The organism is Paenibacillus sp. FSL H7-0703, assembly GCF_038003485.1.
GTDB lineage: Bacteria > Bacillota > Bacilli > Paenibacillales > Paenibacillaceae > Paenibacillus > Paenibacillus polymyxa_B.
Genome location: NZ_JBBOPF010000001.1, coordinates 4,413,039 through 4,427,494, shown reverse-complemented (window position 1 = coordinate 4,427,494; position 14,456 = coordinate 4,413,039). Strand labels below are relative to the sequence as shown.

At 47.1% G+C, this 14,456-nt stretch carries 11 protein-coding genes; 1 reads left to right on the top strand and 10 read right to left on the bottom strand.

From position 1 onward, the window contains the following. Window positions 1–104: 104 nt before the first annotated feature. The 4 genes from MHB46_RS19720 to MHB46_RS19705 form a co-directional block, all read right to left on the bottom strand. On the bottom strand, window positions 105–830 hold the full coding sequence (locus MHB46_RS19720; RefSeq protein ID WP_341163174.1) for a Cthe_2314 family HEPN domain-containing protein: 726 nt from the start codon (window positions 828–830) through the stop codon (window positions 105–107). A 51-nt stretch (window positions 831–881) separates the two neighbouring features. After that, the gene (locus MHB46_RS19715) at window positions 882–2,648 is read right to left on the bottom strand and encodes a UbiD family decarboxylase (RefSeq protein WP_061829846.1); all 1,767 of its coding nucleotides are present in this window, start codon (window positions 2,646–2,648) and stop codon (window positions 882–884) included. Between the two features lie 129 nt (window positions 2,649–2,777). Continuing rightward, complete coding sequence (locus MHB46_RS19710) at window positions 2,778–3,707, bottom strand: COX15/CtaA family protein (protein WP_341163173.1); 930 nt, start codon at window positions 3,705–3,707, stop codon at window positions 2,778–2,780. A 215-nt stretch (window positions 3,708–3,922) separates the two neighbouring features. Next, window positions 3,923–4,267, bottom strand: coding sequence for a thioredoxin family protein (locus MHB46_RS19705; protein ID WP_013311844.1), 345 nt, complete (start codon window positions 4,265–4,267; stop codon window positions 3,923–3,925). A 236-nt stretch (window positions 4,268–4,503) separates the two neighbouring features. On the opposite strand from MHB46_RS19705, the gene MHB46_RS19700 reads away from it, so the two are divergent. Continuing rightward, entirely contained in the window at window positions 4,504–5,793 is a 1,290-nt protein-coding gene (locus MHB46_RS19700) for a DUF2515 family protein (protein ID WP_341163172.1), read from the top strand. A 17-nt stretch (window positions 5,794–5,810) separates the two neighbouring features. On the opposite strand, the gene MHB46_RS19695 is transcribed toward MHB46_RS19700, so the two are convergent. The 6 genes from MHB46_RS19695 to MHB46_RS19670 form a co-directional block, all read right to left on the bottom strand. Further along, window positions 5,811–7,445 carry a putative polysaccharide biosynthesis protein gene (locus tag MHB46_RS19695; protein ID WP_341163171.1) on the bottom strand — a complete coding sequence of 545 codons (1,635 nt, stop codon included), beginning with the start codon at window positions 7,443–7,445 and terminating at the stop codon, window positions 5,811–5,813. Between the two features lie 138 nt (window positions 7,446–7,583). Then, complete coding sequence (locus tag MHB46_RS19690; protein WP_023990190.1) at window positions 7,584–8,063, bottom strand: DUF456 domain-containing protein; 480 nt, start codon at window positions 8,061–8,063, stop codon at window positions 7,584–7,586. Window positions 8,064–8,114: 51 nt separating this feature from the next. Further along, complete coding sequence (locus tag MHB46_RS19685) at window positions 8,115–8,864, bottom strand: Cof-type HAD-IIB family hydrolase (RefSeq protein ID WP_250270231.1); 750 nt, start codon at window positions 8,862–8,864, stop codon at window positions 8,115–8,117. A gap of 81 nt (window positions 8,865–8,945) precedes the next feature. Next, window positions 8,946–11,024: a peptidoglycan D,D-transpeptidase FtsI family protein gene (locus tag MHB46_RS19680; protein WP_341163170.1), complete on the bottom strand. Its 2,079-nt coding sequence runs from the start codon at window positions 11,022–11,024 to the stop codon at window positions 8,946–8,948. Between the two features lie 178 nt (window positions 11,025–11,202). Next, the gene (locus MHB46_RS19675; protein WP_341163169.1) at window positions 11,203–13,284 is read right to left on the bottom strand and encodes a peptidoglycan D,D-transpeptidase FtsI family protein; all 2,082 of its coding nucleotides are present in this window, start codon (window positions 13,282–13,284) and stop codon (window positions 11,203–11,205) included. Window positions 13,285–13,304: 20 nt separating this feature from the next. Continuing rightward, window positions 13,305–14,456: a transglutaminase domain-containing protein gene (locus MHB46_RS19670; protein WP_341163168.1), complete on the bottom strand. Its 1,152-nt coding sequence runs from the start codon at window positions 14,454–14,456 to the stop codon at window positions 13,305–13,307.

Below are 14,456 nucleotides of genomic sequence, written 5' to 3'. Positions count from 1 at the left end.
TAGCTGTCCGTTAAGTTTATATAAAAAAACATAATTCAAGCATTTTTCTGAAACTAGGTTTCAGTATAGATAGTTTACATTGCTTTGTCAAAGGATATTTTCTATCATATTCTTGGGCGTACTGCCCGATTCTCCCATTGTTTCGCAGTATAAGTAAAGGCGTTTGACAGCGATCGACATACCATTTCCAAGCCCTGCTGCAAATCTTCCAAATGGTGATCGAGGTCCTCCAGTTGGATTTTTCCATACAAAGCTCGGTGTCGTTGCCAGAGATCATCCTGCATTTCCGTATTCATATAGTGTATCTCCGTATTCCGACGCTTACGCAGCCGATTGATGGCATCGTTGTAAGTGTCCTTGATATCATTTAAATTATCGGTCAATACAGGATGCATTTTGAGATACTTGAGCTGCCGCAACACGGTAAAATACGAATAATGCGCCTTATACTGCCCTGTTTTTAAATCACACAGATCATTTAGCCAGTTGCCCAGCTTATCTAAAATGGAAAATACCCTCACAAACCCATCTTTATAAAAGAAAACATACAATGCATAATCGGATTTTTCATCCTCACTCATATCTTCAGCATATCCGGCTTTTACTTTCATACGGAAAAAGGCGGCAGCATGATGGCTCTGCTCCAGTTCATCCAGAGATGACATTAGACCGCGTGTCAAAATATCCGCCTTTCGAAAATCGTGGGTCGGATCTCCACCAGCCTGAATTTGCCGTTCCAGCAGGTGCAACATATCTGACATGCTATTCATGGCATCCAGCAAGATGCCCTTGTTCACACGTGGCGGCTCACCCAGTAGCTTGCGTATCATGCTTACACCTCCTTATAAATGTAAAATCCGGCTGTAGGTTTAATTAGGGCGTCAAGCGAAATAACTCGTCCATCGTTGATCTACAAGCTTAACAATATCCTCACGCGGTAACACCTCATCCGGATACCCCGGCTTCATACGCGCATCCACTACAATCGGCAGCTTATAGTTCAGATGATGCAAACGCACTTCGCTGTCCGCGTACATATCCGTAGCCGGGTTAAAGCGTGTGAACACTGTCCACAGGAACGAGGCTTGAGAGCGAACAACTTCTTTGGCATCGTCCACAATGAAGACGAGCGGCCACTCTTGCTCACCTGCAGCTAATCGCTCCAAAACACGTGCCGCCAGCTCAGGCTCCTGCTCAAAGGACGCACCCGATACGACGAGGCAACCTCCGCAATAGGGCTTAATTTCACGAATTCCCGGCAGATCGCCTCCCTCATAAGCACGAGGCAATTCACGTACAGGCTCACCTATCCCCATCAGGATCGCCTTACTACCATGATTCAGCTTGCGACCTGTGTAATCGAGCGTATCGTGTGACGTGTGATTGAAAATAAATAAATCCGTTGCTGGATTAAATCGCTCCAGAATGGTTTCCAGCAGCAGGTTAAAGTCAGATAAATCAATGACTCGATCTGTCAGCATCAGGAACTTGGTCAACGACAATTGACCTTGACCCAAAATGGTAAAACCGGATACAAGCGCTTCACGGGAGTAGCTTTCACGTACGACTGCCGCTGCCAGCGCATGTACGCCCGTTTCCGCATACGCCCACAGGGACTTGACGGAAGGCATCACAAGCGGATAGGCAGGCGACAGCAGACGTTGCAAAAACTCACCGAGATAGTAGTCTTCTTGCCGAGGCTTACCTACAATGGTTGCCGGATAAATGGCATCCTTGCGGTGATGCATATGTTTGACATGAAATACAGGGAAATCATGCTGTAATGAATAATATCCAAAATGATCGCCAAACGGGCCTTCCGGACGGCGTTCATGAGGCGGCACATAACCGCTGATTGCAAATTCTGCTTCTGCTGGAATCCGGTGACCCCCAAGCGGGTCTTCTGTCATGGGCAGCTTGCCTCCCATAATAAGCGAAGCCAGCAACAGCTCAGGCAAGTTTTCCGGTGCTGGAGCAATGGCAGACGCAATCAGGGCAGGCGGGCCACCAATGATAATCGTCGTAGGCAATGGCTCATTACGCAGCTCCGCTTCATGATAATGGAAACCGCCGCCTTTATGAATTTGCCAGTGAATGCCCGTCGTCTGATCATCATAAATCTGAATGCGGTACATCCCCAGATTATGATCCTTGGACTGACCTGGCTTCTCGGTATACACAAGTGGAAGCGTAATAAACGGCCCCCCGTCCTCATGCCAACTGGTCACTTTAGGCAGTGGCGCTAACGGAGCCTCTGTACGGCGAACTCCCAACACAGGGGCCTCGCTGTGAGATACTGTTTTTAGCCCTACTTTTAGCATGTCCTTAATCAGGCCACGTTCATTCCACAATGCTTTGGGTGTAGGTGGAAACAATGTTTTGGTGGCTCCGACAATCGCATCCATCAGTTGCTCTGGTCGCGGGCCAAAAGCCATATCCACACGGCGATTCGTGCCAAACAGATTACTGGCTACAGGAAACGGGGTTCCTTTTACATTCGTGAACAGCAGTGCTGGCCCTTCTTCCTCAATGACTCTTCGATGAATCTCAGCCAGCTCCAAGTAAGGATCGACAGGTGCCTCTATAATTTTAAGATGATTTTCTTTACGCAGCGCTTCAATAAATTGGCGCAAATTCTGGTAGATCAACTGGACGACTCCTCCTAAGCAAATCAAGCCCTCGAGAAACTCGTGGGCCTGGTTTGTTTCTTATATGCTATTATACGTGTTTAAACGCCTCTTGGGCAAAAATCCGCTTCACTATGATCTATGAAATGCTTAAGTACGTTGTGCTTGGGTCGGAACAAGCTTGCGGTCCGGTGACAATTGCCATACACGATAGCTCAGATAAGCTAAAATGGAGAACAACGATGCAATCACCAGCATATGTCCCAGCACGATAAACATGTAGATTTCAGGTCTGTTGACGTACAACAAGATAATTCCAATCACCACTTGAAGCAAAATTAACAAGACCGATACGACACCCAATATACGGATATCTCGGTGATTCGGGTGATAACGGTATGAGTAGTGACCCACAGCCAAGATAATGACGAACAGCAGACCGGCTGAAATCTGATGAAGCAGCAGTGGAGATATGAAGCCCCCAATATTTACAACCTTCTGGATGACCGAGTGACTAAGCAACGCCCCTGAATAGACAGCAATATAGGTATAGATCGTCGATAACCATATAAAGTTACGAAAGCCCCGACTGACAGGCCCAGGAATCAGACGCGGGGTGTGGCGTGAATCTGCATGCTCCTGCCAGGCCCCCAACGTCATCATAGTCGCACTGGCAAAGGCGATAAGCGCAAAGCCAAAATGCAGTCCCATGACTGCAGCCGATTGGGAGAAGACGACAGCCAACGCCCCCATTGCACCTTGTATGATGACAAACATGAGCGTGAGCAGCGAGAATAGCTGCAAATCCTTCCGATGCTTCATAAACAGCAAAAAGCCAACAAATGAGGCGATAGAAAGAATCCCGGCCATGGCACTGACGGAGCGATGAGAGAACTCAATAAGGGATGCGATCGTATGTGCCGGAACCAGCTTACCATTGCAAAGCGGGAATTCTCGGCCACAGCCAAGACCTGAATCCGTCCGTGTCACTACACCTCCACCGAAGGTAGCCAAAAACATGACAATACATGTTACGAGTGCCAGCCATTTTAATATTCTAATTTTGTTATTCAAATTCACCCGTATCCTTCCAAATATAATATTTATTCACTTTATATGTTGTGAAATGATCACTTATAGTAATTATAACTGATATATCGTTCCTTGACATACGAGCTTTGTTGACAAAATGTGAACGTGTCCGTGAGAAAGCCGCCCCCTTGAAAGGAAGCGGCTTTCTGAATGTCTTGATGTTTAAAATTCACTTTGGAACCTTCATGCATGCACAGCATTCATTATTTTGCCAAGCTCGCATGGACTTCAACAGCCCGATCCAAAAATTGCTCAATCTCCTCGCGGGATTTGCGCAGTCTGTTTACCAGACGTACCAGTTCTCTCCCTTCACTGTAGGCGATAAAGCTAGGAATACCCAATACATTCTGCTCTTGGCTGACGCTTTCAGCCTGTTCTACATCAATCTCAATTAATGTAAGCTTATCTGCATATTGTTGTTCCACATCAGGCATGAACGGATCAATGAAATGACAATCCCCACACCAGTCCGCCTTAAATACAGCCACCGTTACGCCGGAAGTAGATATTGCCTTATTAAAGTCTTCATGAGAGACGATTTTTTGCATGGATGATTCCTCCTTAAATTCTTTTTATGCTAAAGAGATTGCACTTTCTATTGTAACGCCAAGTGAAGCTTTTGCACACTCCCCCATTCTGCTCACATGCCGATTGGAAGCCCTCTCATTGAGGCATACTAAAGATATACTTAAGAATCCACATAAGCGACGACATCCTAACAGCATACCCAACTTACTTGGCAGGATACGGGAATGCTTGCAGTTGGAAAGGAGGTTATTTAGTCATGTCTCTCACCGAATGGCTCCATACAGCATCTCGACAGCTTCAAGGAGGGCTAAAGTTACTGGGTTCCGTTCCCCGTGTTGCAGAGGAAGCTTGGGAGGGCAAACGGGCGGCTTGGACCGAATCCCGCAAATTACGCTACCCCTTGCGTGAACTAGCGTGGGATTATCATACAGCACAGGCAGCTATGAATGAAGCTGAAGCGTTAATGCTGGTGAACGGACCCGCAACGCGTCCCTCTTCTCTGAATATGCCCTTATGCGAAACAGACTGTGAGCTGCTGGAGCGTATCAAGAACGATACAGCACAGGAGAATCGCAGCAACGTCACTCGGACTGCTGCTTACCTTGAATGCTATCGTGGCTACCCGGAGTTACACTGGGCATTACTGGCCCACCTGGTTTCTCGTAATGGCGGCTATAATATGACCGATCTGAAAGGGGGACTGATTAGCAACCTGTTCGGCGAACAGGAAAAGGAATGGCTGTATCGGCTACTGGAGCGCTGTAACGCCCTTATTTTTCAGGACGCTTATCCGCAGTTGCAACTCTACATGCACAGCCGCCATTTGGGTCGGAGTTGCTTTCATTTGTTGCCTTATTTTCACGTTTCGCCATTTATGAAGCCCTTTTGGGAACGTTTCTGGGCTTGGCGTGATAGCTCTCTGTTGACTGTGGCGCTCATCATTAATGAACAAAACTATATTGAAGGACGTGTGGTAAAAGATCCGTATTTTCAGAAATTTGTGACACACAAGCCGGGCTTTTATTTGCATGACTGGCTCCAGCTTAATCAGGTTATATTTCCACTTGGGCTGAATGGTGGACTTGCTGGACTAGTGATGGAGCGTTTCGGCCATTTGGATGAGCGGATCGGCTTTGGCAAAAGTCTCTATGCTATGCTCTTCGGCCATCAGCAGGTGCTGGACCAGGTATCCGCATTCGCTAACAGTGTGCCGCATACGGGTTCACGCAGCGACTATTGGCCCGGATTGTTCACACCGAATGAACAAAAAGCGTTGCACTCTCCAGATGAAAGTGCAACGCTTTTAGCACATAAATGGCTACCGCCAGGACAACGTCTGTACAGCCCGGAGCTGAACGCCGTCTGGTCCGATACAGCTTATGATCCAATCCCCCGGTATGACTGGTTTCAGGACGGCTCCACACTTGGACATCTCAGCGAACCAAGGCGACCGCTGTTATTTGCCATGCGCCATGAGCATCGCCATGGCATCCAAAAAACAGCAATGGCCCACGTTGCCCATAACAGCTTGCAACCTTTCCACTGAAAGACTGGAGGACTCTTTTAGCCTCGTTGTCCTATAGACTCACGCTGTAGACGCATTAACGGGCGCAGTACCTTTTGCAACATACGTGGGTAGTTGCCCAGCTCGTCCCTGCGCAATACGCGCAGTACAACCAGCAACACCAAGTAGCATACCAGTACAGTCGCTCCGGCAATGCAGCATGCGATCAAGAAGGCCACACGCGCAGGCATCAGATGCACCAGCAGAATACAGGCTTCATTTACACCGTATCCGATAGCTCCCGAGACGACGACTGCGGTTAAGAACCCTGCCCAGCGACGGCCCATGATGGAAAAGGAGACGATCCCTTTAAGCACACGCAAATTCAGCAACGTGATCACGAGAAAACATAATCCGGTTGCGGCAATGATCCCGTAAATCCCAAGCCAACCAGCCAGCAGCCAGCTCGCTGCAAACTTGACGACGATACCGACCATGACATTAACCATTGAAATACGCGGCTTGCCCATACCGATCAGTATTGAATTAGAAGTCATCATCGTAATCTGGAATATCGTTCCGAGTGTCAGAACAGCGATGATACCACTGCCTCCAAGCGAGCTAAACAGTAAACCATTAATAGAATAGGCGGTTACACATAAAGCCAGCACAATTGGCATTCCAGTCAAAATAGAGATACGCAGGGCCAGCGTCATCTGATTTTGTAAATGCTGCTCATCCTTACGGGCAAATGCCGCTGAAATGATCGGAATGAGCGATTGGCTGAGCGCAATGGCCAAAATCGGGGGAATTCCCGCCACACTCTGTGCCCGAGAGCCTAGATAACCCAACTGAGTAGTCGCCTGATCCAATCCGACTTGACCAGATAGCAGTCTCACCACAATCGACGTATCAATAAAGTTGACCGCCGGAACCGTCAGAGACGACAATACAATCGGAATGGAAAGCTTGAAAATATCTTTGTAAATGCGCATCATCGGTAGCGCGGAGCTTTCCTCTTGGAATTGATCTTGACGATCCTGTCGATCCTGGCGACGCAATTTCACCGTGTAGTACAACATGACCGCCAGAGCGCCAAGACTTCCCATGACACCTCCAAAGGAGGCCCCGGCCGCAACCTCGCGATCTCCATAACCTAGCTTCAAAATAATAAAAGCGAGTACAATAGCGGTCGCTACCCGTGCAACCTGCTCCACAATTTGTGAAATACCGCCTGCGGTCATATTACCGCGCCCTTGGAAGTATCCACGCATCATGGCAATGGCAGGGAACAGCAGTAATGCTGGTGCCAAAGCCTGAATGGCCAAAGCGGATTGCGGAACCCCTGCTACATGCTCGGCAAAATAAGGCGCTCCAAAATACAGCAGCGCTGTAATGATAATGCCTGCCGCAGCCGCGAATATCAAAGCCGCACGATACACACGTCGCGCTTCCGAAGGCCGATCCAGTGCATAACGTTCTGAAACCATTTTGCTCAACGTGCTTGGAATGCCAGCCGTAGCCACCGTGAGCAGCATCAAGTAAGCGTTGTTCGCAATGGTAAACGAGGCGTTCCCGACGGAACCGAGCAGATGCTCCAATGGAACACGCTGTACCAGACCAAGCACTCTCGCCACCAAGGCAGCAGCGGCTAAAATGAGCGTACCTTTAAGGAATGTTTCTTTATTGGACAAAATGCGTTCCCTTCTTTCTTGCTGTTCACACGCATGCAAAAGCCCCGCACAAGCAGTCATGGCCTGAGCCATCACCGGTGCGGAGCCGCATGTCGATTCTGTCTCTGCAAATCATAATAAACGAAAACGAATCTCGGGTCATAACACCCAAATCAAGAATACAATAATCATGGCAAGTTGCAAAATCACTTTCATCACGGTGCTGGTAAAAAGGCCTAATACAGAGCCAAAGCCCACTTTTATAGCTCGATCCAGCGGAGCTTTGCTTATCAGCTCACCTAGCACAGCGCCAATAAATGGTCCCAAAATCAGGCCAAATGCCGGAATAACGAAGGGGCCGATAATAATCCCGATGGTACTCAGTATCGCCGACAGACGCGAGCCGCCAAATCGCTTGACTCCCCACGCATTCACAGCATAATCCGCAACAAAAAGGGCAACGACGATTAGTGTTTGTATAATCCAAAACAATGCATTGTATGGAGCAAACGAGAAAAACCAGCCGTATACAAAAAATGCAAAATAGATGGCGAGCGCCCCTGGCAATACGGGATATACCGCCCCGGCCATGCCCACAATGAATAGCACAATAACAACAATCCAGCCTACAACGTCCATGGGCCTCCTCCTTCTCGTCCATTCATCCTGCTAGCTGCATCATTCGTTTTATTACACAAGCACATAATCACGAATCACTTCTACAATGCCGTCGTCATTGTTCGAAGCCACGACCACATCAGCGGCTTCTTTAACCGTATCCTGAGCATTACCCATTGCTACGCCCAGTCCAACCGCTTGAATCACTGCCATATCATTCAGACTGTCGCCAACGGCAACCACCTGCTCCAGAGTAATGCCAAGCAGGTCGCACACTTCAGCGATTCCACTGGCTTTGGATATACCAGCCGGGTTAATTTCCAGATTTGTCATCGAAGAATTGGAAATTTCAAGTCCACCCATGTCCTGAAGCTTAAGCAAAATTTGGTGGCGAATTTCGTCATTTTCCGTATTATAACCGAATTTGAGCCACTCCTGTGTGTCCAATGTATCCGGCCAGCGATCTCTGTTATATAATTCCTCCGTGGAGTAAGCCCAGAACCAAGAGCCTGTTTCTACGGCAATCTGGTGCATCTTGCGAACGAGCTCCTTATCAAGTAAATACCGGCGCCACAACTCGTGGGGTGATTTCCACACCTCACTACCGTTTACGGTTACCATGGGCGTCTCCAGGCCGAGTTGCTGACCGTAAGGCAGAGCATGCATCGCTGCACGTCCGGTGGATAAGCATACATGAATCCCTTCCTGAATCGCCTTGTTAATCCAGTTAATCGTTTCCAGGGAAATTTCATGATTATCATTCAGTAAAGTTCCATCCATGTCGAGCGCAAGCAGTTTGTATTTATATTGGTTTTCTCCCATAGTCTCTCTTCCTCCTGTTGTCCCTTATGTCCAACGACATTTTACCATGAAAAAGAGAAGCCCACAAAAGTATTCAAGTCCTTACTTGGCTGCAAGAGGCTTTTTAGGAGTACCATCTAGCCCGTAAACTTCGTCATACGCATCAAATATTTTACGCGCAACCGGTCCCGCGCTCGTCGCACCAAAGCCCCCTTCAGGAATGATGACCGCTACCGCCAGCTTCGGATTTTGACGCGGAGCAAAAGCGATGAACACCCCATTATCTTTAACCGTACGTCCTACCACCTGCTGGGAAGTCCCTGTTTTGCGGGCATAATCATAAGGAAATCCGTTAAAGGCTTTAACATCCGTAGCCATACCCCGAATCACTGTATTCCAGTACGTATCTGAAAAGGCGACCTCATTCAGCACCTGCGGCTTAAACTCACGTACGAGATTCCCCTGATCATCTACAATTTTGCTGACCAAATGAGGCTGCATACGCTTGCCCTTTGTTGCCAGTACAGTCGTATACTGGGCCAGCTGCATGGCCGTATACTTTCCCTGCTGACCAAAGGATGCCTGTACCAAACGTGTCAACGCACTTTCCTTTTTGCTCGTATACTCGAGTCTGCCTGCCCACTCGCCCGGCAGATCTACTTCTGTCGGTACGCCTAATCCAAATTCCTTCATATACTTGTCCCATACGTCAATTCCCTGATGCACCCCTGCATTACTTCCGTATTTGCCATACAGCGGCTTGCCGATCATATCTACCATAAACGTATTCGACGAGACCTCAATTGCCCTGCTAGGTGTCAAAGAACCATACACATGTCCGCTAGAATTCCCAACCCGGCTGGAGCGATTTTTGCCGTAGTACGCACTTCCCGTATCCAGATAAGTTTGTCCGGGAGAAAACAGGTTTTCCTTCAACCCGATCAGCACGGTTAGCGGTTTAATGGTTGAACCCAAAAGCACTGAGGATTCTGGATGTGGACCCGCTTTTCCGCTAGGCACGGATTTAATGGTTCCATTTCCCATTTTATGCTGAATTTCGTCATATACCGAAGGCGAGGTACTTCCACTTTTCCATACATTAGAGTCATAATCCGGCATACTGGCCATTGCCACGATATTTCCAGTCTCTACCTCCATCGCTACAGCGAAGCCAGTGGTAGCGTCTTGATGAAGCTTCCCCGATACGGCATGAGTATGAAGCCAGCGAAGCTGATCCATAATGGCCTGTTCGGTTTTCTGCTGAATTTCCTTGTTGATGGTGGAATATAAATGATGTCCTTTTTCAGGAGGAGTAATGGATTCAATGCCCTCTGGCATGCTGCGAGGATTGACCTCTACCGTTTTATATCCATTTTTTCCTCTCAGCTCGTCCTGGTACTGAAGCTCTAAGCCATCATATCCGACCGTTTCACTTTCCGAATACACCTGTGTCGGTCTTAGGACCTCCGAATTAGCTTCATAGAGCTCTTTATATTTGGGTCGGTTCGTTCGAGCTCCTTTGAACTTGTACATATATCCAATCGCTTGGACCGCCACCCGATCCGGGTCATAATGGCGTACACTTTCTTCTACAACCTCTACACCAGGAAACTCTGTCCGATGCTCCAGAAAATAAGCGATTTCCTCCCGACTCAGGTCGGATTTGACCAAACGCGGGGTAAATCCCCTATATTGATTATAGTCCGGGTCCAATCGTTTTTTTATTTCCTCTGCATTGAGCTGCTCTCCTTCGGTACGCCCCAGTTCGTTTAATTTGGCAGCAAGCTTGGTAGCAAAAGCATTGAGCTCAGGGAGCAGCTTTTCCCCTGGTTTGCGGTCTTTCTCCGTATGCTTGCTATAATCCTTAGATAAAGTTACATATAGGGACTGTACTGGAGTCGAATACGCCAGCTTAACCGTACCTGTGGAATCATAAATCGTGCCGCGACTCGGGACTAACGGGACATTTTTCGTATTTACGGATTGCTGCTGACTCTTCAGCTCGTCCGATTGTACAAACTGCAATACAGCTAGTCTGGTAATGATCAGGGCAAACAACACAAAAGCACTAAAAAACAGTAGGTTGGTTCGTAAAACCGTCCGTTTTTTTCGTGACTCTTCATCCTCTTCTTGATTTTTCTTTTTGAATGAAAACTTTTTATCTAAACTTCTTCTGTCCATATTAGCTGCATTACTCCTTCCAATAGGTTTCATATTCCCTGATCCTACCATATCTAAAACAATAAACGATGAATTCTAAGATGACAATTTTGTAAGAAAACGTAGAAAAGACATAAAAAAGCTTCCCTCAGCCCAAAGGCTAAGGGAAGCTTTCATGAAATGACATCGTATAAAAGGATTATGGCTGTTTGATTGCATTAGGATCGGTTGCTGTTTCATCCTTTTTCTTTGGAACACCGTCCAGACCGTACACTTCATCGTAAGCATCAAAGATTTTGCGTGCAACAGGCCCAGCACTCCAGGCCCCAAAGCCCCCTTCAGGAATGACAACGGCTACGGCCAGCTTGGGATTCTGACGTGGGGCAAAGGCGATAAATACCCCGTTATCTTTGAGTTCTCTGCCCACACTTTGCTGCGATGTTCCCGTTTTGCGAGCAAAGTCATAAGGGAAACCTTTAAATGCGCTAACATCTGTTGCCATCCCACGTATGACTTCATTCCAGTATGCATCAGGAAATTTCACCTCATTTAGAACCTTCGGTTTAAATGTTTGAACTACATTGCCGTTGGTATCTTTAATTTGGCTGACCAAATGCGGCTCTATCCGTTTGCCCTTAGTAGCAATCATCGTTGTATATTGGGCAAGTTGCATAGGTGTATATTTACCTTGTTGACCAAAGGATGCATATGCCAATTTAGAAAGTGCTGACTCTGATTTGCTTGTGTACTCCCGCCACCCCCGGAACTCACCGGGCAAGTCTACTCCAGTAGAAACACCTAATCCAAACTCCTTCATATAACGATCCCATACGTTAACGCCTTGGTCTTCTGCTGCATTATTGCTGTATTTGTTATATAAGCGTTTGCCAACCATATCGACCATAAAGGCATTGGAGGAATGGCGTATAGCGGTAGCCGGGTCCATTGAACCGTACACATGACCAGAGGAGTTCCGCACCCGTGAGGAGTTGTTACGTCCGAAATATGCAGCTCCTGTGTCTTGATAGTACGTATTTGTTGTAAATAGTCCTTCTTCCAATCCAATAAGAACAGACAGCGGTTTAATAGTTGATCCGAGAAGCACGGTAGAGTCTGGGTGCTGTCCAGATTGGCCTGAGCCAACGTTCTTAATTGTAGCGTTTTGATACACATGTTTTATTTCTTCATATTTGTCTTTTGAAATCGTACCCGTCTGCCAATAATTCGCATCATAATCCGGCATACTAGCCATAGCTACCACATTTCCTGTATCTACTTCCATCGCTACAGCGAAGCCTGTTTTCGCATAAGGATGAGTCTTGCCAGATACAGCGTGTGAATGGAGCCATCTCAATTGATCCGTAATGGCTTCTTCTGTTTTGACCTGAATCTCTTTATTAATGGTGGAATAAATGTTATTCCCTTTTTGCGGAGGAGTAACAGAATCTACACCTTCCGGCATATTGCGCGGATCAATCGGAACCGTTTTATAACCATTTTTCCCTCGTAACTGTTCCTGATATTGATATTCCAGTCCATCAAAGCCAACTGATTCGTTATCCATATAAATGAGGCCCGGATCATTTTCAGCTGACATGGATTTTTGGATGTTTTTATATTTATCTAACGTTTCACGCGCACTTTTATAGCTTTTAATGTAGCCAACCGTTTGGACAGCTACCGTATCAGGATCATAATGGCGTACCGTTTCCTCAACGACATCTACGCCCGGGAACTCACTCTTATGCTGCATAAAATAGGCAACTTCATCTTTATTAAGATTCGTTTTAATCAGACGCGGCGTAAAACCGCTAAATCTCTGATAGTTTCGGTCCATAGCGTCCATAATTTGCTCTGCAGTCATTTTCGGCTCATCTTTATTACCATATTGAGCAAACCGATTTGCCAGCTTTTGTGTCATATTTTCCAGCTCAGGCAACAGCTTTTTATCAGGATTACGTAACTTTTCCATACTGTCACTATAGTTCTTGGAGAGTGTGATATACAGTGATTGTACAGGTGTAGAATACGCCAGTCTATTCTGCCCGGTCGAATCATAAATCGTTCCGCGAATCGGCGTAAGCGGTACATTTTTGGTAACATTACTGGCCTCCTGCTGCTTAAGCTGAGGTCCATCTACAAATTGAAGTATCGCCAGTCTTACAATAATGACCGTAAATATAATGAACGAGCTGAAAAAGAACAGATTGATCCGAAAGCTGAATCTTTTTCGATCAGACGTCTCGTTGTCTTTTCCCTGCTCGTTGTCTATCTTTCTCATGTGCCCTTTTCCACTCCTTATTAAATCACTTTATCCTTGATATGTGTTTGGGCAAAACCAGGCGGATTAAACCAGTCCCCACTTTGCGCCCAGGTTGGGTCTAACGGTACCCACTGATCCTGTGCGCTCAAATACACTTCATTCCATGCGTGGGACCCGTATCCTCCCTGTCCGTTATAACCAAGCCCTGTCACCACCTTGACCTGTAATCCCTGCGAACGAGCCATCATCGCATACAGGCGGGCATAATCAATGCAGACTCCTTTACGTGTATCAAACGTATCTCTAGGGGTCTGTTCATGCCAGTCACCACGCTGCTCATAGGCTTCTACCTTACCAAAATCATAGCTAATACGGGTACCTACCCATTCATACAACGCTCTGGCTTTTTGCTCATCACCGCTCATCCCCTGTGTAATCTTGGCCGCAGCTCGATCGATATCGTTCGGAATTTCCCGGTCAATCATTTCGTATTTACGCTGCAGGATACCGTTTAATTCCTTGGTAACGGCCTGCGTAAATACGGGCAATTTATCCTTAATCAGTGTACCGGATAACGGCTCAATGACCGATTGCGCTCCCTGCTTATAAATCGGTGAAGCTTGGACGTAGCTGCTAAACCCGCTGTCTGGATACAGACTTACGCCGATGAATAGCAGGGCTATAACCATGATAGCGCGTGCTCCACCAATAAGAGTACCTATTCCAGCCCCTGCCACCCTGCTGAAAAAGCCTGATTTTTTTTCATGCTCATGGAAAGAAGAATCTGACTTGCCACCTACCATCAATACATAAATTGCACGTAGTACAAATTGGGCGATCGCATAACTGAGCATGAATAATACGGCGAACCGCAGCAGCGGAAAACCTTCTAACCCCGCCACCAACGTATAATAAAATTGCTCAATCCCGCTTAGTTCTCGTTGAGGCAAATGTTCCATATAAGTCGCCAGCCACTGTTGTACTTTTGGTGAAAGCCACATGGCTAACCCGAGCGAGCACAAAATACCCGCCACAGTCAGTATGCCATCTACAATAAGACTGAACAGCGCCCCTACAGATCTCGAAGCTCCTCGTCTCCAGCCCTGAATCAACGACAGCAGTACAATGACAATCAAAAACACCGTCACGCCATTCCAATGAAGAATAGGCTCCAGCCAGGATGGTTTCAT